Annotated in this window: 26 protein-coding genes and 1 riboswitch; of the genes, 10 read left to right on the top strand and 16 right to left on the bottom strand. The window is 29.4% G+C overall.

The annotated features are described in order from the left end of the window. Positions 1–93 precede the first annotated feature (93 nt). Together LJD32_RS15360 and LJD32_RS15355 are read left to right on the top strand one after the other, a co-directional pair. Positions 94–501: a solute carrier family 23 protein gene (locus LJD32_RS15360; protein ID WP_264472148.1), complete on the top strand. Its 408-nt coding sequence runs from the start codon at positions 94–96 to the stop codon at positions 499–501. A gap of 35 nt (positions 502–536) precedes the next feature. Continuing rightward, entirely contained in the window at positions 537–1,028 is a 492-nt protein-coding gene (locus tag LJD32_RS15355; protein ID WP_318532674.1) for a solute carrier family 23 protein, read from the top strand. Between the two features lie 23 nt (positions 1,029–1,051). On the opposite strand, the gene LJD32_RS09840 is transcribed toward LJD32_RS15355, so the two are convergent. The 5 genes from LJD32_RS09840 to LJD32_RS09820 are packed head-to-tail and all read right to left on the bottom strand — an operon-like array spanning position 1,052 to position 4,966. Beyond that, positions 1,052–1,327, bottom strand: a complete 276-nt coding sequence (locus LJD32_RS09840) for an HPr family phosphocarrier protein (protein WP_022001414.1) — start codon at positions 1,325–1,327, stop codon at positions 1,052–1,054. A gap of 53 nt (positions 1,328–1,380) precedes the next feature. After that, positions 1,381–1,902, bottom strand: a complete 522-nt coding sequence (locus tag LJD32_RS09835; protein ID WP_227392286.1) for a tRNA (mnm(5)s(2)U34)-methyltransferase — start codon at positions 1,900–1,902, stop codon at positions 1,381–1,383. A gap of 12 nt (positions 1,903–1,914) precedes the next feature. Next, entirely contained in the window at positions 1,915–2,733 is an 819-nt protein-coding gene (locus LJD32_RS09830) for an RluA family pseudouridine synthase (RefSeq protein WP_032089519.1), read from the bottom strand. Between the two features lie 38 nt (positions 2,734–2,771). After that, positions 2,772–4,709 (bottom strand): hypothetical protein, encoded by a 1,938-nt coding sequence (locus LJD32_RS09825; protein WP_032089518.1) that lies wholly within the window; start codon positions 4,707–4,709, stop codon positions 2,772–2,774. 59 nt (positions 4,710–4,768) lie between these two features. Then, complete coding sequence (locus LJD32_RS09820) at positions 4,769–4,966, bottom strand: hypothetical protein (protein ID WP_022001418.1); 198 nt, start codon at positions 4,964–4,966, stop codon at positions 4,769–4,771. Positions 4,967–5,115: 149 nt separating this feature from the next. On the opposite strand from LJD32_RS09820, the gene LJD32_RS09815 reads away from it, so the two are divergent. The 7 genes from LJD32_RS09815 to LJD32_RS09785 are packed head-to-tail and all read left to right on the top strand — an operon-like array spanning position 5,116 to position 9,821. Then, positions 5,116–6,042, top strand: a complete 927-nt coding sequence (locus tag LJD32_RS09815) for a transglutaminase domain-containing protein (RefSeq protein ID WP_227392285.1) — start codon at positions 5,116–5,118, stop codon at positions 6,040–6,042. A 14-nt stretch (positions 6,043–6,056) separates the two neighbouring features. Then, complete coding sequence (locus LJD32_RS09810) at positions 6,057–7,103, top strand: type II secretion system F family protein (RefSeq protein ID WP_227392284.1); 1,047 nt, start codon at positions 6,057–6,059, stop codon at positions 7,101–7,103. A 13-nt stretch (positions 7,104–7,116) separates the two neighbouring features. Further along, entirely contained in the window at positions 7,117–7,452 is a 336-nt protein-coding gene (locus LJD32_RS09805; protein ID WP_032089515.1) for a type II secretion system protein, read from the top strand. Beyond that, complete coding sequence (locus LJD32_RS09800; protein WP_227392283.1) at positions 7,445–7,915, top strand: DUF4860 domain-containing protein; 471 nt, start codon at positions 7,445–7,447, stop codon at positions 7,913–7,915. The genes LJD32_RS09805 and LJD32_RS09800 overlap by 8 nt, the downstream gene beginning before the upstream one ends. A gap of 12 nt (positions 7,916–7,927) precedes the next feature. Beyond that, entirely contained in the window at positions 7,928–8,329 is a 402-nt protein-coding gene (locus tag LJD32_RS09795; RefSeq protein WP_147580532.1) for a hypothetical protein, read from the top strand. Then, positions 8,319–8,756, top strand: a complete 438-nt coding sequence (locus tag LJD32_RS09790; protein ID WP_032089513.1) for a hypothetical protein — start codon at positions 8,319–8,321, stop codon at positions 8,754–8,756. Before LJD32_RS09795 ends, LJD32_RS09790 begins: the two co-directional genes overlap by 11 nt. A gap of 9 nt (positions 8,757–8,765) precedes the next feature. Next, positions 8,766–9,821 (top strand): type IV pilus twitching motility protein PilT, encoded by a 1,056-nt coding sequence (locus LJD32_RS09785; RefSeq protein ID WP_032089512.1) that lies wholly within the window; start codon positions 8,766–8,768, stop codon positions 9,819–9,821. Positions 9,822–9,859: 38 nt separating this feature from the next. On the opposite strand, the gene LJD32_RS09780 is transcribed toward LJD32_RS09785, so the two are convergent. The 11 genes from LJD32_RS09780 to LJD32_RS09730 form a co-directional block, all read right to left on the bottom strand. Next, positions 9,860–10,804, bottom strand: a complete 945-nt coding sequence (locus LJD32_RS09780; RefSeq protein ID WP_227392282.1) for an Rpn family recombination-promoting nuclease/putative transposase — start codon at positions 10,802–10,804, stop codon at positions 9,860–9,862. A 259-nt stretch (positions 10,805–11,063) separates the two neighbouring features. Next, positions 11,064–11,582 carry a signal peptidase I gene (locus tag LJD32_RS09775; RefSeq protein ID WP_147580534.1) on the bottom strand — a complete coding sequence of 173 codons (519 nt, stop codon included), beginning with the start codon at positions 11,580–11,582 and terminating at the stop codon, positions 11,064–11,066. Further along, a complete protein-coding gene (locus tag LJD32_RS09770) occupies positions 11,582–12,445 on the bottom strand; it encodes a MucBP domain-containing protein (protein ID WP_227392281.1) in 864 nt (287 codons plus the stop codon). Before LJD32_RS09770 ends, LJD32_RS09775 begins: the two co-directional genes overlap by 1 nt. After that, positions 12,446–13,180, bottom strand: coding sequence for a hypothetical protein (locus LJD32_RS09765; RefSeq protein WP_227392280.1), 735 nt, complete (start codon positions 13,178–13,180; stop codon positions 12,446–12,448). Positions 13,181–13,193: 13 nt separating this feature from the next. Then, positions 13,194–13,934, bottom strand: a complete 741-nt coding sequence (locus LJD32_RS09760) for a hypothetical protein (protein WP_052010791.1) — start codon at positions 13,932–13,934, stop codon at positions 13,194–13,196. Positions 13,935–13,946: 12 nt separating this feature from the next. Beyond that, positions 13,947–14,444 (bottom strand): hypothetical protein, encoded by a 498-nt coding sequence (locus LJD32_RS09755; RefSeq protein ID WP_032089509.1) that lies wholly within the window; start codon positions 14,442–14,444, stop codon positions 13,947–13,949. A gap of 12 nt (positions 14,445–14,456) precedes the next feature. Further along, on the bottom strand, positions 14,457–15,464 hold the full coding sequence (locus LJD32_RS09750) for a DUF5979 domain-containing protein (protein ID WP_227392279.1): 1,008 nt from the start codon (positions 15,462–15,464) through the stop codon (positions 14,457–14,459). Positions 15,465–15,478: 14 nt separating this feature from the next. Continuing rightward, entirely contained in the window at positions 15,479–16,336 is an 858-nt protein-coding gene (locus tag LJD32_RS09745; protein ID WP_107030452.1) for a class C sortase, read from the bottom strand. Between the two features lie 4 nt (positions 16,337–16,340). Next, positions 16,341–17,189 (bottom strand): class C sortase, encoded by an 849-nt coding sequence (locus LJD32_RS09740; protein WP_227392278.1) that lies wholly within the window; start codon positions 17,187–17,189, stop codon positions 16,341–16,343. A 63-nt stretch (positions 17,190–17,252) separates the two neighbouring features. Continuing rightward, positions 17,253–18,644: a SpaA isopeptide-forming pilin-related protein gene (locus tag LJD32_RS09735; protein ID WP_147580538.1), complete on the bottom strand. Its 1,392-nt coding sequence runs from the start codon at positions 18,642–18,644 to the stop codon at positions 17,253–17,255. Positions 18,645–18,699: 55 nt separating this feature from the next. Then, complete coding sequence (locus tag LJD32_RS09730; RefSeq protein WP_227392277.1) at positions 18,700–22,260, bottom strand: SpaA isopeptide-forming pilin-related protein; 3,561 nt, start codon at positions 22,258–22,260, stop codon at positions 18,700–18,702. 90 nt (positions 22,261–22,350) lie between these two features. Further along, positions 22,351–22,435: riboswitch (cyclic di-GMP riboswitch) on the bottom strand. Positions 22,436–22,961: 526 nt separating this feature from the next. On the opposite strand from LJD32_RS09730, the gene LJD32_RS09725 reads away from it, so the two are divergent. After that, positions 22,962–24,135 (top strand): ISL3 family transposase (locus tag LJD32_RS09725; protein ID WP_227392276.1); only part of this gene is annotated, 1,174 nt, incomplete at its 3' end.

Here is a 24,135-nt window from a genome sequence, read left to right as displayed (position 1 = left end):
CTATGTAGGTGCTACTTATAGTTATGTAAGTGCCATAGGTGCAGTTTTAATAGGTGGACTAATTGAAGGTTGCTTAGGACTATTTGCACGTTATTGGAAAAAATTATTACACCAATCGTTGCTGCATCTGTTGTTACGTCCATTGGTTTTTCACTTTTTTCTGTTGGAACACGTTCTTTTGGTGGAGGTTACAGTGAAAGTTTTGGCTCTGCTAAAAATTTACTTTTAGGGATTATCACTTTAGTAGCTTGTTTATTATTTAATATTTTCGCAAAATCATATTGGAAACAATTATCTGTTTTATTTGGTTTAATTGTTGGCTATATTCTTGCTATTTTTATGGGAAAAGTAGATTTATCTGTTATTTTTAATGGTGGATTGATTGCTTTACCTCATCTACTTCCTTTTAAAATGAAGTTTGATCTTGGCGCGATTATCGCTGTCGTCGTTGTTTTCTTAGTTTCAGCTGCTGAAACGATTGGTGATACTCAGCCCTTGTAAACTCAGGATTAAACCGTGAAGTTACAGAAGAAGAAATTTCTGGTTCTTTAGCTTGTGATGGTTTTTGTAGTTCTATTTCATCATTATTTGGTTGTCCACCGATTACTTCTTTTAGTCAAAATGTTGGTTCAATCAATATGACAAAATTCGTCAATCGTTTTACGATTGCTACAGGAACTATTTGTATGATCTTAGCGGGTTTACTTCCACCTATTGGTAATTTCTTTTCATCATTGCCTGAATCTGTTTTAGGTGATTGTACAATTATGATGTTTGATACTATTCTTACAAGTGGAATTGAAATGATTTCTAAAGCTGGATTTAATCAAAGAAATGTAACAATTGTTGCTTTATCATTAACTGTTGGAATTGGATTTACTTCAGGAACAGAAGCTAATATTGGGCATATTTTTCCACAAATCATTCAAGATGTTTTTGCTGGAAATTGCGTTGCTGTTGTTTTTGTTGTTTCAATTATTCTAAGTCTTGTTTTACCTAAAGATATGGATATTAAAAAGATAAAATAAAAATACGCTTTTGCGTATTTTTATTATTGGATTGTTCCAATTTCAAGTGATTTGATTTTTTCAACAATCATATCCATTGCTGTACCTTCATCTTCACCTTCTACAACAATTTCAATTTTTGCCTTATGAGGAATTCCAAGAGACAAAACACCCATTAAAGACTTCATATTTACTGATTTTTCATTATAATTGAGCGTCACATGACTTTTATAAAGTTTAACCGCATCCACTAATTCAGTAGCTGGAGAAGCATAAAGACCTACAGGATTTGTAATTTCAATATTCACTTTTTTTGCCATAATAATCTCCCCTTTTCTATATATTTATTATAGCACGTTTTTACTGATTTGATTTACCTTTTTTCAATAATAACAACATATGGCGAATTGTTTTTATTCATCATCTCAAACTTTGCTACATTATATAGTTTATGATCTAAAGTACGAAAATATGCATCCAAATTTGTACTTTCTTTCCCTTGATCATGTCCAATATAAACAACCACATACAAACATCCACCTTTGACTAAATGTTCCAAAGCTTTTTTTATTGTTTTTAAGGTTGTTTCATACTGTGTTACACATTCATGATTGCCACCTGGTAAATAACCTAGATTAAAAATTCCAACCTCAAAATCTCGAACATCTTCATCAAAATATTCATGACTTTTTAAAAATAAAGTAATATTCTTTTTTCTCTTTACTAATTCTTTTGTATTATTTAACGCTAATGATTGAATATCATAACTATAAACATGATGACAATATTCACTTAAAAACAGTGTATCATGACCATTTCCCATCGTAAAATCAATCCCGTTTTGATATTTATGTTTTTTTATCCTTTGATGTACAAACTCAATCATAGATTCCATTTTCTTCACCTCTTATTTTTTACCATAAAATCCTTTTGGACAATCCACCTTAAATTCATATTTCTTTTTAGTAACAGGATGAATAAAACCAAATGCATGTGCATGTAATCCAAGCCTTCTCAGTGGATTCGTTGTTGCTCCATATTTCTTATCGCCAACAATTGGATGATGAATATTTGATAATTGAACTCTGATTTGATTTTTTCTACCTGTATCTAATTGTATTTCTAAAAGGGTTTGGTTTTTCATTTCTTTAATGGCTTTATAATGCGTAATCGCAAGTTTCCCTTTTTCTTTACTTGTAACATAAACTTGTTGACTTTTACTTTCTGCCAAATAGTTTTTTAATGTGCCATTTTTTAAGCCTTTACCTTCTACTAAAGCCATATAGCCTCTTAAATAAACGATTTTATTCCAATCTTTTTGTAATAAATCTCTTATTTTTTCATTTTTACAAAACATTAAAACACCAGATGTTTCTCGATCTAAACGATGAACAATAAATACTTTTTGTTTTCTGTCTTGTTTTTTTAAATATTCACTTACATAATGATAAGCTGTTTTTTCTTTTTCTTTACCATCTGACATGCTTAATAAACCAGAAGGTTTATTGATTACAACAAATTCTTGATCTTCATATAAAATCTCTAATGAAGATGTATTTTCTTTTTTGATTTCTACTTGGTCATTTTCATGTAATAAATAATCAAACTGACTAATTTGTTGGTTATTTACATAAACTTGTTTATATTTTAATAAGTTTTTAGCATTTTTGCGATTATAAGATAACAATAGATAATCCATTAATAACATTTCTTTTTTTACTTTCATTTTTTTCTCCTAAAAAAATGCAAAGAAATCTTTGCATTTTACATTCTTACAATATTTTGTGAATTCAATAAAACAAGTATTGATTCTAAAATATAAATTAAACAAGCTACCCACCAAGGAATAAATGAAATAACTGCTAATAATACAACAAGCAAGCTAATCACAATCCCAATAAAAGTATTTCCAATATTAATACTCTTTTGTTTTCTAGCTATTTTTAATAAATCAATAATTGTATCAAAATTAGAATCCGTCAACATAATATCACTATTACGTTGTACTTTTTCATTATGCACACCACCACGAGAAATGGCAACAGAAGCCTTTTGAAGTAAAGCAATATCTTTATCACAATCTCCAATATAAGCAACAGGTCCAGCAACAAGTGTTTTATCCATAACTTTTAATTTTTGTTCAACACTATAATTGTTATAAATTGTATATTCATCATTTTCTAAATCAACCGGTCCGTCATTAAAAATAATCAATGATTTATGTAATCCTTTGATTTTTTCAAAAAGATCCATTTCTTCTTCTGTTGTTTCAATACCATCAAAACGATCATAGATAATTGTTGTACATGTATTTAAATCATCCAACCCGCTATTTTCTTTAATCGCAATTTTTTTAGAGAATGCTTTAGCTATTCCCGCAAGTAAAGTAAAGGATGCTCCTTGAACATAGGCAAAACTTCCAGAAACAGTCAACATAATAATTCCTAAATACATATATTTTAAATTATCTGTTAAATTTATTAATGGTAAAACAACACAGCATACTAAACCAACAATAATTAAAGCTTTAGAATAAACATCAGAAACTTTAAAAATAATTTTTTCTGTATGTGATGAAGACATTGGTGCATTCATCGCAATATCTAAAACTTTAGACATTGCTGAATCTTCATATAAAGCTGTTGTTTTTACATGTAAATATCCTTCTGTAACAACAGTTCCACTATAAACTTCATTTCCAATTTTTGATTTAATACATACATCACTACCATCAATGGCATAAACATCCAATTTAGCATTTCCCTTAATAATTTTACCACCTAAAGGAATGGTTTCACCCTCATTGACAACGATAACATCTCCAATATCAAAGTCACCTAAAGGAATCATTTCTTCTTTTCCTTTACGCAATCTTCTTCCTAAGTTTTGATGTGCTACTAAATCATCGATCTTTTCCATAGACCATTGTGTTACTTGCATAATCAATTGTTTACCAGCTTGATACATGATAGAAACAACCAACGCTTCAATAAATGCTCCATAGATCCATCCCATAAAACAAGCTAATAAAAAGATATTATTTTCTGATAAATAATTTTTTAACTGTAAATCTCTTTTAGCTTCAACAAGTACTTTTTCATTACAAATAAGTAAAGCTATCATCCATCCTACATAAGTTAAAAATGAAGTATCTCCAAAAGTAACCAATCCAAGTGCAATACCTACACATAATAAAGCAATTCTTGCATACTTTTGTACATATTTTTCATTAAATAAATCTTGTGATTTAAAGGGCTTTTTCCATTGTTCTACTTGTATTTCAGGATTAACATTTTCAACAATACGTGAAATACGAGGTAATGCTTTTGCTGAAGTTGTTAATGTTAAAAGTTTGTTTTGAAAATCTAATTGAACATTTTCATAAACACTATATTTAGAAAGAATGTTTTGTATTTCGTGTGCATCTTCTTCACTTTCCAAATTCGTAAACATGAAGATTTTTTCTACTTTTGCTTGATTAGAAACATACTCTCTTTTCTTTCGATTGACCATTTCTTGAAGTACATAATCCATCTTTGATTCATCTAAATAGTTTTGTATATTATCTGGTCGTGCACAATTAAACGAAATAGAATCCTTATTTATTTTAATATGTGACACTTCTTGCATACTATTTAACTTTAAAGATAAAGCATTGATATCATCATTACTTACATGATCAATATAATATACACGTTCCATATTCTTTACTCCTTTTTATGCAACTTATTTTATCATACTTCTTATAAAATTCAAAATTTCTACTTTCCTTCATTCGTCTTTTTATGTTTGATAATCAAAAAATTTTGATGGAATTCTTTTTCTGTACAAGATAAAGTGAACTCATCACCATATACTTTATAATAAAGTTGTTCATTTATTTCTCCTTTAATAACACAATCATAGATTGCTCCTTTTTCAAATAAAGTATTTTCTTCTTTTCCAATAATGATGTTCATTGACTTTATACATCTACATAAACATCTTTTACCTGAATTTGCGATGATGATCACCTCATTTCTTTATTATTGTACATCAGCTTTCTATTTATGACAAACTTCCTTTGAATATGATATAATAAATGATGAATAAGCAAAGGGGGCATTTTATGAAAATAAAAAAATTATTTATTTTTTTTATTTCTACAATGACATGTCTTTTTTGTATTACCGGCTGTTCAAACAATGATTCAAAAAAGGAATCAAAAAAATTACGTGATTCATCTCCACAATTATATTTACCTTCTACCGACTATCAAGTTACTTATCAAGAAAATAACGTAAGTGTTGATGCGTCACATACATCTTCAGGATATATTATGGTTAATTATAGTGGACATAATGAAAAAGTTAAAATACAAGTAACCTCTCCTGATCAAAATAATTATACATATCCTGTTACGTATTTAAATCAATTTGTTACATATCCTTTACCAGGAGGAAATGGTACTTATAAAATAACTGTTTTAGAATCCGTTGATCTGACTAAAAATCTCTATGCAACTTGTTTTACACAACAAATAGATGTCTCTTTAGAAAACGAGTATCTACCATTTCTTTATTCTAATTATTATATTTCATTTAATAAAGATTCTCTTTGTGTCAAAAAAGCACAACAACTCGCTAAAAAATGCTATTCATCTTTAGATGTTGTTTCAAATGTTTATAATTACATTATTAAAAATATAAAATATGATAAAGAAAAAGCAAATAATGTACAATATGGTTATGTCCCTGATCCTGATCAAACATTAAATGATAAAACAGGTATTTGTTTCGACTATGCCTCTTTAACTTGTGCGATGCTTAGATCTCAAGGAATTCCTACAAAACTCGAAGTAGGTTATGTTGGTGAAGTATATCATGCCTGGATTAGTTGTTATGTAGATGAAACTGGTTGGATAGACAATATTATTGAATTTGATGGCAAAGACTGGTCTTTATTAGACCCAACTTTAGGAGCGAATAATAAAAGTAAAGATGTAAAAAAATATATCGGTGATGGTAGTAAATATATAGTAAAATATACATATTAGAGGGGATGATATTTATGAATAAAAAGAATGAAGTACTTACAAATTTAGAATTATCTAGCTTTTGTAAACAAATGTCTATGATTTTAAAAGCTGGTATTTCACCAATAGAAGGTATTTCTATGATGATAGAAGATAGTCAAAATGAAAATGAAAAACAACTTTTAGAAAAAATCTATGAAGATTTAACAATGACATCTTCACTTGCTATATCTTTAAAGAAAACATCTGTTTTTCCTGATTATATGATCCAGATGCTAGAAATCGGTGAAGAAACTGGAAGAAATGATGAAGTTATGGATGCATTGTCTCATCATTATCAAAGAGAAGAAATGATTTTACAAAGTATAAAGAATGCTATTACTTATCCAATGATCATGATTTTGATGATGGTTGTCATTATTGTTATTTTAATGACAAAAGTAATGCCTATTTTTAATCAAGTTTTTCAACAATTAGGTCATGAGATGACTGGATTATCTAAAGGAATTCTTTTACTTGGAAATACTTTATCTAAGTATGCTGCTGTTTTTATTATTATTTTATTAATTGTAATTGGTTTTATCTTTTATTTATTACACAATAAAAAAGGAAAAGAAAAATTTAAAACTATTTTCTATCATTTTAAAGGTATAAAAAATTTATTTCATAAAATATATGCTTGTCGTTTAGCTGGAGGAATGTCTCTTTCTTTAAAAAGTGGGCTCCCTTTTGATCGTTGTATCGAATTATCCAAAGAACTTATTTATGACAAACATTTTCAAAAAGAAATCAATGATTGCCAAAATCTTTTAGATGAAGGATCGAGTCTAGCAAAAGCTTTTCATGATAGTCATATTTTTACTGGTGTTCAAGCTAGAATGTTGAATATTGCTGAAAAAGCCGGTCAAGTAGACTCTATTATGGATGATATTGCTAATCAATTAGAAGATGAAATTGATGAAAAAATAAGCTCGTATATTAATATTTTAGAACCAACACTTGTTATTATCCTTTCTATTATTGTTGGAGTTATCTTATTATCTGTCATGTTGCCGCTTTTAGGAATTATGTCAAATATATAGGGAGGTACTTTTTATGAGATTCACAAATCAAAAAAGAAATCATCCTTTTAAAAATATTGTTATTTCTGTCATTATTTTTTTAAGTGTTGCTGGTCTATTTAATTATGGTGTTCAATCTATGTCTAAACAATCTATAGATGAACAACAAACCAATTTAGAAACGGCAATTGAAAGATGCGTTAGTCAGTATTATGTTCTTGTTGGTCACTATCCAGAAAGTTTAAATGTTTTAGAAAAAGAATACGGTTTAACTTATAATAAGAAAATCTTTTTTGTAGATTATCAAGTGCTCGGTGAAAATATTGCTCCTGATATCGTTGTCATCAGGAAGGAGGGAGCATATGAATAAAAATAAACATGTAATTGATATGATTTTTCCAATTGCTTTATTCTTTGTTTTTATCAGTAGTTGTTTTATTGTTTTAATTCTTTCTTTTCATACGTATAGAAAGACCGTTCAATTAGAACAAAGTAATTATCAAACACGCACTGCTCTATCCTATATTACTCAAAAAATACATCAAAATGATTTGATAGACAGTGTTTCATTACAACAAATTGATCAAAAAGATGTTTTGGTATTAAAGTCATCTTATAGTCAAGGCAAATATACAACTTATCTTTATGAAGATAAGGGTTATTTAAAAGAGTTATTTATTTCTAATCAACTTGAATTTGATAAAGATGATGGTAAAAAAATAATGCCTGTATCACATTTAAAAATGCAACAAATCAATACTTATTTATACCATTTTTCATGTATTGTAGATCATAAAGAAATTAATACAAATGTTGCAGTCCAATCAAAATAAAGGAGGTCTAAAATGAAAAATATTAATAGACAAACACATACTTTTATTTTCGAATTAGTAATTGCCATTGCTTTTTTTGCTTTAGCATCAAGTATATGTGTTCAATTTTTCGTTAAAGCCCATTCTTTATCTAAAGAAACAAATGATATCAATATTTCTATGAATTTAGCAACAGGCTATGTAGAAGAATTTTTAAATGATCCTACAATTTATCAAGTTAATCAAGAATATATTCATTATTATGATAAAAACTGGAAAGACTGTCATAAAAAGAATTCAACTTATTCTATTAAAATTTATTGTAGTGATAAAGACTCAATAGAAACAATTCATGTAAGAGTCTATCATTACCACAAAAAGATTTATTCTATTACAAGTGATCAATATATAAAGGAGGATAACCATGAATCATAAAAAATCTTTTCCAATTATTAATATGGGAACTTCTTTATTACTTGTTGTTTTTATTGTTATTTGTTTAATTGTTTTTGCAACACTTTCTCTGTCTAGTTCTCTAAGAGATCAAAAATATACAGATAAAGCTGTTTTAAAAACTGAAAATTATTATTTAGCTTATTCTCATGCACAAAAACAATTAAAAGAAATTGATCAAGCAATCATTAGCCATAAAGATTTATCTTCTCTTAAAAATATAGAAATTTCTTTAAAAGATAATAATACGTACATTTCATTTAAAGAAAACATTGATCAATATCAAGATTTAGATGTTGAAATTCAATTAACTCAAGATCAAGACAGATATAAAATTATTAAATGGCAAGAAGTAACTTCCAAAGAATGGAAAAATGAAAGTACACTTCCTCTTTTAGGAAGTGAATAGGAGAGTATTATGAATATTGTAAATTTATTAGAAAAAGCTGTCGAAGCACATGCTTCAGACATATTTATTGTCGCTGGTTTGCCTATCTCTTATCGTGCAAATGGTTCTATTCATCATGAAAATGAAGAAAAACTTATGCCACCTCAAACAAAAAAATATCTAGAAGAAATATATGAACTTGCTGGCAATAGAGATATTAATATTCTAGAAGAAAAAGGTGATGATGATTTTTCCTTTGCATTACCAGGAATTTCTCGTTTTCGTGTAAGTTCCTATAAGCAAAGAGGTGCCTTATCTGCTGTTGTAAGAATCATCACTTTCGATTTACCACAACCTGAACTTATAGGTATTCCTCAACAAATTATTGATTTTTCTAAATTGTCTAAAGGTCTTGTCTTAATTACTGGACCTGCAGGAAGTGGTAAATCAACAACACTTGCTTGTATTATTAATGAAATTAACAAAACACAAGAAAAACATATTATTACACTAGAAGATCCTATTGAATTTTTACATAGACATCAAAAAAGCATTGTAAGTCAAAGAGAAGTAAAAGTTGATACTAAAAGCTATGTAGTCGCATTACGTGCTTCACTACGACAAAGTCCTGACGTTATTTTACTAGGAGAAATGCGAGATTATGAAACAATAGATGTAACTATGACAGCAGCAGAAACCGGTCATCTTGTTTTTTCTACCTTACATACAATTGGTGCAGCTAACACAATAGATCGTATTATTGATGTTTTTCCAGCAAGCCAACAAAGACAAATTGCTGTACAACTCTCAATGGTATTACAGGCCATTGTTACTCAACAACTCGTTCCTGATATTAATGGAGAACTGATTCCTGTCTTTGAAATTATGACAGTCACACCTGCAATTCGTAATATGATTAGAGATCATAAAATACCTCAAATTGATGGTATCCTTTATGCATCTAATAAACCTGATATGATTTCAACTGATATGAGCTTACTCAATCTCTATAAAGAAGGAAAAATCACAAAAGAAACTGCATTGAACTACGCTACAAATGAAGAAATGTTAAAAAAGAAATTGTAAAATTAGAGCCCATTTTCTAAAATGAAAATGGGTTTTTATTAACAAATGATTCTTAAAACATCTTCTTCATTATTGATGTTAAAGATATTTAATGTAAGTTCATTCAATTTTTCTAGCGATGTTTCTGTAAGTCTTTCTTCTAAAGGACTTGATAAAGTTCCTAGTTTCACTTTAAGTTGTTCTTTTAAAGTAAATCGTAAAGTATTTAGTTTTCCTTTTTCAAGTCCTATAAGTTCTCCTTTCTCTAATCCCAATACTTCTCCTTCATCTCTCATTCTTTGAAATAATTGATCCATTGCCTTACACATATTGATTTCATCTCCTTCTGGTAAGTCTTCTTCTTTAATGTCTGTGTGTGTAAAGATAGCTGCCATCTTAAAACTTTCTACACTGATCATTCGATTTGTTCTTAACTTTTCATAGTCTCCTTTAAACATACTCTGACTGATCTCTACGACTTCTTTTAATCGTTGATTTTTAAGCATTCCAGAATCTATTTTTTGAAGCTCTAAGACTGGTAGTTTCCAATCATTGATATAGTCTTTCATCTCAGGTGGTATTTTTAAGCTTTCTTTTAAAGATTTTGGATAGGTCCATTCCTTATCTCCCGTATAAAAGACAAAGCTTCCTACTGGTCGTACTTCTTTTCCACTTTCTACCTGATTGATATAAAGCTGTGCATCATAGTTGAGTATACGAATAATCATATTCTTATCCAAAGTACTTTGATGCTCTACACCAATGATCATATACTCTCCATTGATACTTGCTTTTCTGACGATATCTCGATATCTTTTCGTTTCCATTGGTAATGCTTCTTTACCTATCAATGTTGAAACATCATTTTCTCTTGAAACAAGTTCTTCAGGTTTAATGATCTGTTTTCCTTGAAAAAATGCATAATTACAGATATCAGCAAAACATCCATCATCTCTAAACAGCTTTTTACAAGTACTATCACTTGCATTTCTTATTTGGCTCATTTTTTTACCTCCTTACATGAGTGTTTTATAGTTAGTAATCATCGCTATTTAAATCTTTTTTTAATATTGATGTAAGGAGTTTTCTTGATTTAATTGTATCATATGTTTAAATATAATTCGTCTCATATTTGTTTCACATTTGTCTCAAATTTAATTCACAAATATTTCTTTTTTATTATTTTATCTTTCTATTTTCCTCCTTTCAATGGACGAATAGTCCAAAAAAAAGCCCATGATAATGGACTTCTGAAACTAACATCTATTTTTTAAATTCTACTTTATGTAACAAACTTCCTAAAATTTCTAATAATAGAATAAATGCTATTAAACAAAATAAAGCAATTTTACCACTACCTGTTGTCAAAGATTGTGCAATACCACCAATGACAGGAATTGATAAAACAACTTTACCCATATAATTATTATAATTTACAGGGTTCATATCTTTTGTTTGATTTGCATCTCCTTTTGTAATAAATTCACCAGAAAGTTTTTTATTCGTAACAACTCTATGTGTCACTATAGAAGAGGCATCTTTAGCACCATAAAATGCAATAACATCTTTTTTTTGAATTGTTTCAGGTTCTTGATACTTTACATAAACAAGACTACCTACAGGAATTGCAGGTTCCATACTACCACTAATGACAGTATAAATATTATATCCAAATGCTTTAGGAACAGTTAATGGTATACACCCTAATATTAAAACAATTAATAAAATAGTACCCAGCAAGCTACATACTGTAGCTACTGGGTTCTTTTTCTTTTGTGACATTAAACTCTTTTCTTTCTAATTGTCATAAATGCTACAATAATTCCTACAATTGCTGCAAGCGAGATTGCTATACCTGCATAAATTGGTGTTGAACTATTTTTTTCATTATTAACTGAAATATTAGATTTTGGTGTATCTTCATCATCTAAATCAACTAAACCTTGTGGAACATCTTCATCTCCAGCTGTTGTCGTATCCCCATCATTATTTTGTGTTACGCCTGTTGCATTTCCTGTTCCATTATTACCTTGATTTGCATTTGTTGAAGGTGTTGTTGAAATAACTGTTGTAACAATATTTGTATTTTCTATTATTTCACCCGTTTCACCTGGTTTATAAGTAAATGTGAAGACATTTTCTTTCTCATTTTCAACAAGTGTTTTTGTAAGAGCATAGGATTGAGGTATATAACTATCAATATATTTATAAGCTACAACCGGTTTATCTCCTACATTTCCATATAAAACAGTATCTTCAGATAATTGCTTACCATTTTCATCTACATAACGTATCGTATAAGCAACCTGATTACCTTTTACTCCATAAACAACAACATAATCTAAATCACCATTAACTACAAAAGTTGCAGGATCCAAATTATCAACACTATCATGCCCACTCAAACGAATACCTTTAACATAATATTTACTATCTTGAGGTAATTCTATTTGTGATAGATCTAAAGAAACCATTTGTCCTTTAGAAACATTTATACTCATTTCATTTTGACTATTAATTGTTCCTTGATTACCAGTATATAAAGTAACTTTATATCCATATGCACAGACTTGTGTATAAGCAAGAGAAAGGAAAACTGTCAAAGACATCATCATGATAAATAATTTTTTTAATCGCATCATCATTTATTCTCCTTTCTTTTCATCTTTTGATTTTTTCTTAAAGAAAATTGCAAGGATAATGAGTAACAAACCACTTACTAAACCTAATGCACAATACCATAAAATATTTGTACTATCTCCCGTTTTAACAGTAGAATAAACATTTTTATGTTCTATTTTATTAACAGTTACTGCTGGATTAGAGACGTTTTCTACAGCGAAATTCATTTCCAATTGTGCCATTGTCGCTTGATAACTATTCCCTTGTGTTTCTCCATCAACACTTAGTGTAAGTGTGACATACCCAACATCATTTTTAGCCAATCTTCCTAAATAGAAATAATCATCAAGACCTTTAATTTCTTTTAACCCTTGTGAACTATCTCCTCCAACAGTAGAACTGTCATAAATTAAAGTTTCATTATTTTGACTATCTACATAAGCTAGACGATATTCATAAGCACCATTAGTTGCCTTTGATCCATCTTCCAATGTCTTAATAATTTCATTTGTCATATACCAATCAGTATATTGACTATTTTTATTTTCGATTTTAACTTTTAAAGTCATTGAATCTCCAGGCTGAATATTACTTAATTCATCATTCATTTGATCTTTACCAAAATTAGTTGTCATTTGGCTACCATCAAATGAAACTTTCCAATGATCTTTTCCTACTAATTCTTTAGCTTGAACTGTTGAAAAAGTACCAACCATCATCATAAGTGCCATAGCAAGGCACAAAATTCTTTTTTTCATCATCTGTACCCTCCTATCCTAAACTCAATTCAGTTTCATCGTCATTAACATTCACATCAATTCCCCAAGCACTCTTAATAGCATCTTTCGCATTATGAGTTTGTACTGCATCAACTTCTGCATCTAATGTAAATGTATATCCATTATAAGTATACTGATATTTAATTGTTTTTTCATCTTCTACTTTCGTATACATTGTTGACAATTGATTACTAATACGAATAGTTTTCATAAAATCCGGTGTTGTTTTCTTACTTTCAACTACCTTTGTATAATATAAAACAACACGTTCATCTGTTGATTGAGCCTCATTAATGACCCATCCATCTTGATTAAATCCTAATTCAATCAATGCTGGTGATAAATCAACATTTTTCCCTTCTTTATCTTGCCAACTCTTTGTTAAAACAACTCTTACAAAAGTATCAATATTACCACTGTTTTCTACAGCTAACTTTTCATCATAAGTTTTTCCTAAAACAAACTTTTCATCATCTTTTAATAAATTTTGAAGAAGTTTACCTTCACCATTAGTTGTTGCATCTCCTTGATCATCATACGTCTTTGAACTAACAACCTTTCCATTCTCCTTTAAAGAAACTCCAATTGTAGACATATCCATAGAAGCTGAATATTGATCACTATAATATGTGAGTGCTGCACGTGCACTTCCTACACCACTTCCAAGTAATAAAACAGCAGCTATACCAAGAAGGATTGTAGGTTTCATAAAAATCGATTTCACTTTTTTCATTACCATAACCTCCTACTCTGTTTCATAAACTTGTTGCCAATTAGCAATTAAGTTTCCTTGATCATCATAAACAACCGGTGTAAATTCTTGAATAACAACGATATTATAATCTTTATCCTTATTATCATCATTTACTTCAGGTAGTGTATATTTAATATTTAATTCACTTGTTTTATCTTTAGAAGAAAGCACTTTATTATAATAAATATACCCATCATCACTTTCTTGCCAATTCTTACCTAAATTATATTTAATTTTAAGGTTATCCGCTGCAAAAACTTTAATTCTCACAAAACAATCATAATCACCAACATTAGTAATCACAACATGTTTCCCATCTTTATCAACATCTTCTTCAATCTTTGTATCTGTAAAACCTAAATTCATTTTATATCCACCAGTTGCATTCGTATGAGTCGTAAAATATCCCAAAGCCTTACCAATACCTAAAGTAGAAATCATCACAAGAGCAACAATAGATAATACTAATTTTTTGTTTAATTTTCTCATATCTCTATCCTCCTACTCTTGAACTGTCTTATTTTCTTTACTTTGTTTAACTGTATAATCTTGATCTTCTTTTGAATATTTATAATTATTAACAATTCCATAACCACCATGAATTTCATTAGAAGCTTTATTTTCAAAACTTGCCGTTGCAATCTCTTGACTATCTTCATCTGCCACTAATGATTCCAAAACTTTTTTAGAATCACCAACAATTTCATAACCAGCTCCTGTATAAACTTCCGTAACAGTTACTTTTGAACCTGCTGGAATATCGGCAATTCTAATTGTTTTCTCTTTTACTTCATCAAAATTTAAAGTAATAAATCTTGTTTCTTTTTGATTTTCAATTGTTTCAATATCAACTTGATAAACAAATGTTGCATTTGTTGTTAAAGTTGTATTTTGACTTGTTAATTTTTTAGTAATTTGAATAGAACTCATTCTTAATTCTCGATCAGCTTTAATACCAATAGCTTTCGAACCAACTAAATCATAATACCATGTATCATCCTTTTTAGTTGTATAATAATAATTATTTGGAAGAGAAACTAAATAAGGTGTAAACTTATAAGAATAATATTGACTATTCATATCATTAACAACAACTAAATAAAGTCCTGTTTGTAAATTTGTTAGCTTAACATATCCGCCTTTTAAAGTTGCTGTATAAGCTGGAGTAGCATCTTTAATGACTTTAGAAGCTTCACTTGCTCTTTGTTTCCAAGTCTTCGCTGATTGAGTTGCATCATATTTAACAGTTGACCAATCAATGTCTTTAAAGGCATCTAAACCGGTATAATTGCCACCTTGGCTAATAGAAGCAACCCTATAAAGATCCGCCTGAACATCATTTTTCGATAAATCCTCAGCATAACTATGAGAGCTAATTGAAATTTCTAAACTACATTTTTTATTAACATCTACAGGTAATGCTGCTTCAACATTTGGTAAAACAACAACCGTAAACATCATTATCAACGCTATAAAGATAGCCGATAACTTACAAAATTTCTTTTTCATCCTCATATCCTCCCTTATTTCTTTTTATTAAAAACATATCTCATTATAATAATAACAAGTATCGTAATTGATAAACCTAAAACTAAAATCAACATATAATAGTTTTTAATAGACTCTAACATTCTATCTCCAACAGATTGTTTAACATCTTCTTCACCATTATATTCAACACGATGTCCTCTTACAATTAAACGATGACTATTCACTCCATAAGGTGTACAAGTAAATAATGAAACATAATCTTGACCCTCAGTAATAGACAAAGCATTTTGTAAAGTTTGATGATCATCTTTATCAACCATTGGTAAAATTTGATCTACTTCATAAGCTAAAACCTTATCTAAAATATGCAAATAAAATTTATCACCTGTTTGTAGTTGATCAATATCAGTAAACAATTCTGCACTAGGAAGACCTCTATGCGCTGCTAAAACACAATGTGTACTTTCACCTCCAATAGGAAGTTTAGACCCATTAATATGACCAACACCCGTTTGTAAAACATCATCACTTGTCCCATGATAAATAGCTAATTTAATATTGATTTCAGGAATAGAAATATATCCCATGATTCCATCATTATTCATATTTAAAACTCGATTATATTCACTATTTTCACTATCCTTGGACTTTTCACCAAACACATCAGCAAAAACATTATTCCCACTTATTGTTTCATTAAATGCTTGTGCATTTTGCCATTCTTGACTAAAGTCTTCATCAGACATATCATCAACTATTTTTTCATAATTACTAATCAATTTATTTTGTCGATAAGTATTCCATTGATTAGAAACAGTAGGATAAATCATAATACCCAACCCAACTAAGAATAACAATCCAACCAAAATACTCGGTAATCTCTTTTTCATATAACTACTCCTTAGATCTCATCTTTTTATCCTTTTTATATAAAATAAAGATAAAACCACCAGTAACAGCTAAACCAACAATAACCCATAACAAATAATTCGTATGAAGACTTGTAAAACCATTTTTCTTTTCCTTATTTACAACAGATTTGTTATAAGAAACACGATGACCTGTTACAATCAAACGTTGAGTATTCACACCATAAGGTGTACATGTAAGTAACGAAACTAAATCTTTTCCCTCTTGCACAGCCAAAGCTGATGTATCATCAGGTTCAGTTTCAACAATACTATCTACTTCATAACATAAAGTTTTATTCAAAACATGGACTAAAAAGTGGTCTCCCTTTTTAACTTGATCCAAATCAGTAAACAATGTTGCACTTGGCAACCCCCTATGTGCAGAGATAACTGCATGCGTATCTTTACCCCCTACAGGTAAAGAACTTCCTTCCAAATGTCCAGCAGCCTTACTTAATACTTCTTCACTCGTTGTATGATAAATAGGTAACTTCACATCTATTTTAGGAATTTCAACAATACCCATTATTCCATCACCAGCAAGATTTAAAGCTGAAATATATGACTTATCTTCTGACTTTTGATTTTCTGCTTTAATAAATGAATCCGGCAAAATATGCGGTGCTAAAGCATCATTATATGCCTTTGCTTTTTTCATTTCTGCATCATAATCTATTGAATCACTCTTTTGACTTACTATCTTTTCATAGTTACTGATTAAACGATCCTGTCTATAACTATTCCACTTATTGGCAACAAATGGATATACCAATAAGGACAAACCAGCAACGAATATCAAGATTATAACTATATTGCTTAACTTCTTTTTCATCTGGACTCTCCTTATTCTTATATCATTTTAAGAATCAGAGGCTAAAAGCCTCTGATAATTATTTTATTTTTCATGTTTCTTTTTATTCATAAAGAATAATGCAGCAGCTGCAACCATAATTGCACATCCACCTACTGTAAAGATTGTAGTACCAATACCACCAGTTTCAGGTAAAGCACCCACTTCTGTATCTCTCATATCTGTATCAGCAGTAAATTCTGCAGTTGCTTTATCACCAGTAATTGTTAAAGTAGCACTTGAATTAGTTTCATTAATAGAATATCCATCAGGAGCAGTAACTTCTTTAAATTGATATTCACCTTTATCTAAACCTTTAACTACTAATTGACCATTTGCACCAGTTACAACTTCAGTTACGACACCAGTAGTTACTGTTTGATCTTTAGCTAATACATAAGTGTTATTACCTTTATCAACAAATTTAAGAACATTTCCATCTTTATCTAATACGTTGAATCCTGCACCAGCTAATAATTTTTTATCACTTTCTTTTTCATAATCATTTGTTTTTGTTAAAGTAATTGCACCTTCATATAAATCTACAGAATCACTTGAATAATTTTCTGAACCTGTACGACTTACGTTAGCCGTATTTGTTACTTTATCATTTTCAGAAGTTACTAATACATCATAAGTAATTGTAACATCTTTTCCAGCATTACTGTTTGTATCATCAATGAAAGATGATAAATCTAATTCAAATGAATTAGTTGCATCATCAAATGTAGGAGCAATATTTATTTTACTATCCCCTAATTTAACAACAACTGTATCTTTTTTGTATTCTGCACCTGTTAATGCATCAGTTACTTTAAATAACTTATTTGTTGCAGTTGGATCAATTGAAGGAACTTTTACATTAATTGTATAAGTCACTGTTTGACCATTGTGTACAGCACCATCTGCATCATTAACTGTTTTAGTTAATCTAGTTTCTGATCTTTTTACATTTAATTCAGCATTTCTTAATGTTGCTGGATTTCCAGCATAATCAAAATTAATTGGAGCAGCCATAACGTTATAAGTATATTTATTTGAGTTATCTACAACTTTAACAACATATAACCCTGCACCATCTACTTCAGTTTTTCTTCCAGCGTTATCTGTAAATTTAGTAAATCCATTTAAATTTCCTAATCTAGCTAACGCTTTAGAATGAGCAGCACTATTAGCTAATGAAGCTAAAATAGCTTGAGCATCATTTTTTTTATACTCTTCTTTAAAAATTTTAGTTACTTCATCGCTAACAAAAGCCCATCCTGTTTTTGTAGTTTTATCTTGTTTAACAACTTTTAAATAAGATAATGTTACATTTTCGTCTGTAGCAATGTTTTTTACTGTAATTGTTGGATTAGCGGCAGCTACTGGTACTACCATTGCTAGTGCCATCAATAATGAAACCACCATTGCTGAAACTTTTTTAAATAATTTCATATTCTATCTCCCTTTCTTTTTTTATATATATAAGAGTTATGAATAAATAGGAAAACTATTTGTTCATATACTCATAATACCTTTTTCTATATATAGCAACTGCTGCTACCATCATAAGCAACATACCACCTGCCATATACCAATAAATTCCTGTTCCACCTGTTTCAGGTAAAGTATATTTCACATGTATTCTATAAATACCATATTCAGATTTATTCTTTTTACAATTTTCAAAATCAGTAACACATTCTTTGTCATTACCATTTTTACCATCGTTAATAGCATATCCTATATTAGATTCACTATTACCAACCTTATTTCCATTGGTATTTGTGTTACTTTCATCAGTAGCACTACCACCATCATATCCTACTTTTAAGAAGAAATCCGTTCTACCATCTGGTTTAACTTTAGAAATCTTATCTTTCGTAGTTTCTGATGTACATTGATCATCAGTATACCATTGTATAGTTAAATCGCCTTTTGTAATTTTTTCAAATTCTTTCGTTGATTCATTGTACTTATATACAACATTACCTTTACTATTAACAACATTTCCTATATCAAAGACTTTACTATTTCCAATATTAGTATCATCAACTGGAACTGTCTCACCACTATTGATCCAAATATCATCATTACTGGTTGCAATATCAACTTTTACATTCACTTTAGGTTGAGGTAAAACAGCTTCACCAAAACCTGTCGTTATTTTTGAATCTGGACTTACGTTAGTTGGAACGTTATTACCACCTATATATTTGTCACGTGCTTTAACAGTTATTGTTGTGTTCCATTCGCCAGTATTAACATTTGGAATCGTTTGATCAGTCCATCTAATTGCTTGGGTATTATTAACTTCATCATAATACGCCATACCAACTTTGCCATTAGTTCCTGTAACTTCTATTTCACCTTGTTTTAACGCTTCATCCGTTATAACATTTCCATCATTACCTACTAGTTGGAAACGTGGATCAATTACATCAAAAATATTAGCATTTTTAATATCAATATTTTGTGATATTGTTTGTTGAATTTTAGCAAAGATTACCTTTAATTCATCAACATTTGCTGCTGTAAAAGCACAATTTGTTGATGCAATATTTTCAGATAACCAATTAGATGTTTCATCATTCAACTTTAATCCAACTGTATATACCGTTATACCCGATTCTCTTAATTGTCTTGCTATTTCTTTGGAATCATTTTTATCCGTGCCTTCAGAAGGTGCCCCATCTGTAAATAAAATAACATATTGAGGAACATCTGTACGTTTAGAATTAGCTAAATTTGTTTGTGCTATACTTAAGCCTTTTTGAGGAGACGTACCACCAGCTGCATAGATACTTGCAATTGTTTGTTTTAAGCTATTTTTATTATCTCTTGCATTTACTAGATTGCTTAAATTATTTCCATAAGCATTGAATGTTGCAACACCAATTCTACTATTTTCTGAGGATTCTGCTGTTGCTGAAATAAATGCTAAAGATGCTTCTTTTAATCCAGTTAATCCACTATCCAATGTATAAATTGTTGTGTTGTTATCCTTTTTATTTCCATAATAACCTGAAATCTTATCTAGTACATTTACCCAACTACTTCCGTTATAATATTTCCATGTATCATTTATATAAATCATTGGATATTTAGCGTTTTTATAAGTATATGCATTACCATTAGTATGCTTATATGAAACATCTGTTAATGTATTATCATAATAATACACCTTATTAACATCTAAACTATTTTTTACATCACAGTATTTTCCAACAGTTCTAAATCCTCCATTATCTGTAGGATTGTTACTATTCCCATTGTAAAGCATACTACCTGAAATATCTAAAACCATCATAATATCAGCTACTGCTTCTTTTTGAACTACGCTTGAACTTGTAGATAAAGATTTAGCAGTAATGTTAATATCATATGTTCTTTCATCCCAATCTTTTACTTTTGCAGTCTTGTCATATTGTAAAGAGTTTTCAATAATTTCTTGAACCTTTTTATTTTCAATTTTATATTTACCATTTGTTTGTGCTACTTCTTGTTCTTGATCATCTTTAACCAAGTAGAGCTTTGCAACTGCATTATTATTGCTATCAACTGTAACTCTTACTTTCCATGTATCATCAGAAACTAAATAGCCATCTGGAGCACTTACTTCTGTTAAGGTATAGGTACCTTCTTTTAAACCACTAAAAGTAATATTTCCATCACTAGTTGATTTAACTCTACTTGCTTCTTTTGTTGAATCATTTTCTAACTTAAATACTGCATCACTTAATCCATTTCCGTTTTCATCAACCTTTTGAAGATTCAAATCAGCTTTTGGCTTTTCTATAACATCAACAACTTTTGCATTTGGAAGAGTAAATTCCATTTGACAATTAGATTCTCCAGCGCCACGTTCCATATAAAGAATTGTTAATTTATGCGTTTGATTTTTTTGATCTTCTGTTAAACTTCCAGGAGTTAATCCTAATTTACTCCACAAATCAACACTATCTGTAGCTGCAGCATGAATTCCACCTAAATCAATAATGACATTGGTATTATCTAAAACCACCCACATATCATCATCACCGGTAAATTTATAAGTCAAATCACCGACATAATCACCTATTGCGAATTCAACATCATATCTCATTCCAAAAAAGTAATTTGGTGTTCCTTCTGTAGAATAATCATTAAGTGGGAAGAAATTTGAACCACTTGTTGTCACTTCTTTATTATTTTGTGCTGTATCAATAACTGAAGTTAATTTATAAGTATCACCTGTTTTATGAAATTTCAAATTCATACTATCTATATAACGTCTAAGATAAGTTTCTTTTCCATTGATTGTTACTGTTTCATTACTCTTAACAAAGAATCCTGGTTCAGTATAATTAAATTTTACATTTCCATCACTATCTATACCATTCAACAATCCTTTAATTACTTTGCTGCTTCCTGTATAAGCATTAACATCATAGTCATCTTTCATCAATTCATAAGAATATGTTTCATAATTGTTTCCTGTACCTAAATCACTTCTACTTTGATATTCAATATTTTGCCATCCATTCCAATAAACACCTTTCCATGAATTTCTAGATGTACCAGATGTCAATCTTTGATTAGTATTATCTCCTAACATATTAAAAGAATAATATATTCCATTTGATTCACCAGCTTTTACTGTGTAATCATAGAAAGAAGTATCTCCTAATACATCTGTTTCTTTGGCAGTGTAATTCACTACAACCGTTGCACTTCCAGTTCCTGTCAATTCAATATAATTTTTATTTGATACGGCATTTCCATCAACAGTTACACTACTTACATCCCAATTTATTGCTTTAGCGTAATCGTTGATTTTTGATCCATAAGATAGAGTTTTCACATCATCTGAATAGATTTTTTTGCTTCCATTATAATGTTGAATTGTAACTGTAATATCTTTTTTATCGCTACTTTTATTTTCTATTACATAACTAGAAGCAGTTGTTTGTGCTGTTGCACTTCCTGTAGTAGTACCACTTCTTTCATTAGCAGAGGCAATAATTGCACTACTAATAACTACTGCTATTGCTAGAACAAATAAACCAATTCTTCTCATACGTTTCAGCATAATTTTTACCTCCCATTTTAATATATATATTCATCATTTTATTAATTATTCCTATAAGACGGTAAAAAGCCGCCTATTCTTTTTTTTGAATTGGGCGGCCCGGCAATCATATACTTTTGTACTTAGACCCGTAGCTTTGCGTCATTAGCTTTCACTAATTTTGCTATTATCCTTCATTAGAATCTTATCATAAAATCAACGCTTTTTCAATTTTTCAAAAGCCATTTTTTATAACAAATTTTCTCAGTTTTTTACATATTTTTTATTTAATTTTATTATTCTATATCCTTATTCAATTTTTGACAACCCTACAAAACCAAACGACATTTTTTAAATCTAAACTGCACTAATATTTCTTTCTCCGTTCTATCTATTGACACATTTATTATAGAAAATATATGTTCATAAATATATAAGGGGTGTCCGCCATAGTTACAAATCTTTACTTTTTCAAACTTTTTTCGTTCCTTTTTATTATTGAGACCATGAGTATCATTTACTTATATTATATAGATTCATTTCTTATTTGTCAATTTGATATAAAAGAAAAGTGGGATGAATTTCATGGTATATTAAATTATCCGGTGCTTAGAGGTTCGCTCTAAATTATTAGGCGGAGTACCCTCTAAATTATCGTGGGGATGTGAATCATCCCCTTTTTTGATACAATTTTACTGTCTGGTCCTGATTAAATTATTATTATGAACAACGAATTATTAAAACTATTTGATATCAAGGATGATGTTGTTGAAACATTTACTGTAGATCATAAAGAATCTAATTATGAAATCGATATTAGATTCAAGCCATCTAGATTTTCATGTCCTACATGTGGCAGCACTCATTTCATTAGTAAAGGCAACAAGAAAAGATCTATTGTATCTGTACCTGTTAATGATAAACCTGTAAAGATGGTTACTTATGTTAAAAGGTATAAATGCATTGACTGTAATGCTTCTTTTTCTGATGTAAATCCTATTGCTTATGGTGATTGGTCTTTTACTAGAACAGCTATCATTTCTATTCTAAACAGGTTAAAACCTTATAATGCTACTTATGCTTCCATTGCTAGAATGTTTGGTGTTTCTTCTACCAGAATCATGGAAATATTTGATACTTTTGTCAGAATTAAAAGACATAGCCTTCCTAGAGTTCTATTGATTGATGAATTTCATTTCTCTAGAAACTCCAAATATAAATATCCTGCTATCCTTATGAACTTTGAAAACAATTTGATTATTGATATCGTTGAATCCAGAACACATGATATCATGTCTGACTATCTATTTAAGATTGATTTGGAAGAAAGAAAAAAGGTCGAATACATATGCACTGATATGAGCTTTATATTCAAACCCTTACTAAAGACATATTTTCCAAATTCGACCTTGCTTGTTGACCATTTTCACGTTACCAGACTAATAAATGATCAACTCAATCATACTCGAAAAAGAATTATGCGTAAATATGTTAAAAATAAAAAATCCAGAGAATACAGATTATTGAAACATCGTTACAAGATACTGTTAAAATCCAAAAATAACATAGACAATGAAACGTTCAAGTATGATAAGATAATGGAATGTCATGTAACTGAAAACATGATACTTGAAACTTTACTAAGCTTTGATGATGAACTTAGACAGGCCTATAATGCCAAAGAAGAATATTTGATATTCGATCAAGTTTCAAAAGAAGAAGTCAATAATTCTAATAAAAGAAAGGAACTCAATGCAGTAATTAAAAAATTCAAACATACACATATGGAAGAAAGTATAAGTGTTGCGGTGACGCTTGAACATTGGAAAGAAGAAATACTAAACTCTTTTACATGGATAAATGACAGACGTATATCTAATGGACCATGTGAAGGTA

Source organism: Faecalibacillus sp. TM498, assembly GCF_020589955.1.
GTDB lineage: Bacteria > Bacillota_I > Bacilli_A > Erysipelotrichales > Coprobacillaceae > Faecalibacillus > Faecalibacillus intestinalis.
The sequence above is the reverse complement of the archived record's forward strand: the minus strand, read 5'-3'. Positions and strand labels throughout refer to the sequence as shown.

Bases quoted from the DNA above. Each gene is read 5' to 3' on its own strand.
- LJD32_RS09840 (WP_022001414.1), bottom strand. From the start codon at position 1,327: ATGGCAAAAAAAGTGAATATTGAAATTACAAATCCTGTAGGTCTTTAT.
- LJD32_RS09830 (WP_032089519.1), bottom strand. From the start codon at position 2,733: ATGAAAGTAAAAAAAGAAATGTTATTAATGGATTATCTATTGTTATCT.
- LJD32_RS09740 (WP_227392278.1), bottom strand. From the start codon at position 17,189: ATGAAAAAGAAGTTAAGCAATATAGTTATAATCTTGATATTCGTTGCT.
- LJD32_RS09780 (WP_227392282.1), bottom strand. From the start codon at position 10,804: ATGAGCCAAATAAGAAATGCAAGTGATAGTACTTGTAAAAAGCTGTTT.
- LJD32_RS09745 (WP_107030452.1), bottom strand. From the start codon at position 16,336: ATGAAAAAGAGATTACCGAGTATTTTGGTTGGATTGTTATTCTTAGTT.
- LJD32_RS09730 (WP_227392277.1), bottom strand. From the start codon at position 22,260: ATGCTGAAACGTATGAGAAGAATTGGTTTATTTGTTCTAGCAATAGCA.
- LJD32_RS09815 (WP_227392285.1), top strand. From the start codon at position 5,116: ATGAAAATAAAAAAATTATTTATTTTTTTTATTTCTACAATGACATGT.
- LJD32_RS09755 (WP_032089509.1), bottom strand. From the start codon at position 14,444: ATGAGAAAATTAAACAAAAAATTAGTATTATCTATTGTTGCTCTTGTG.
- LJD32_RS09775 (WP_147580534.1), bottom strand. From the start codon at position 11,582: ATGTCACAAAAGAAAAAGAACCCAGTAGCTACAGTATGTAGCTTGCTG.
- LJD32_RS09790 (WP_032089513.1), top strand. From the start codon at position 8,319: ATGAATCATAAAAAATCTTTTCCAATTATTAATATGGGAACTTCTTTA.
- LJD32_RS09770 (WP_227392281.1), bottom strand. From the start codon at position 12,445: ATGATGATGCGATTAAAAAAATTATTTATCATGATGATGTCTTTGACA.
- LJD32_RS09820 (WP_022001418.1), bottom strand. From the start codon at position 4,966: ATGAACATCATTATTGGAAAAGAAGAAAATACTTTATTTGAAAAAGGA.
- LJD32_RS09835 (WP_227392286.1), bottom strand. From the start codon at position 1,902: ATGGAATCTATGATTGAGTTTGTACATCAAAGGATAAAAAAACATAAA.
- LJD32_RS09750 (WP_227392279.1), bottom strand. From the start codon at position 15,464: ATGAAAAAGAAATTTTGTAAGTTATCGGCTATCTTTATAGCGTTGATA.
- LJD32_RS09785 (WP_032089512.1), top strand. From the start codon at position 8,766: ATGAATATTGTAAATTTATTAGAAAAAGCTGTCGAAGCACATGCTTCA.
- LJD32_RS09805 (WP_032089515.1), top strand. From the start codon at position 7,117: ATGAGATTCACAAATCAAAAAAGAAATCATCCTTTTAAAAATATTGTT.
- LJD32_RS09825 (WP_032089518.1), bottom strand. From the start codon at position 4,709: ATGGAACGTGTATATTATATTGATCATGTAAGTAATGATGATATCAAT.
- LJD32_RS09800 (WP_227392283.1), top strand. From the start codon at position 7,445: ATGAATAAAAATAAACATGTAATTGATATGATTTTTCCAATTGCTTTA.
- LJD32_RS09795 (WP_147580532.1), top strand. From the start codon at position 7,928: ATGAAAAATATTAATAGACAAACACATACTTTTATTTTCGAATTAGTA.
- LJD32_RS09810 (WP_227392284.1), top strand. From the start codon at position 6,057: ATGAATAAAAAGAATGAAGTACTTACAAATTTAGAATTATCTAGCTTT.
- LJD32_RS09760 (WP_052010791.1), bottom strand. From the start codon at position 13,934: ATGAAAAAAGTGAAATCGATTTTTATGAAACCTACAATCCTTCTTGGT.
- LJD32_RS09735 (WP_147580538.1), bottom strand. From the start codon at position 18,644: ATGAAATTATTTAAAAAAGTTTCAGCAATGGTGGTTTCATTATTGATG.
- LJD32_RS09765 (WP_227392280.1), bottom strand. From the start codon at position 13,180: ATGAAAAAAAGAATTTTGTGCCTTGCTATGGCACTTATGATGATGGTT.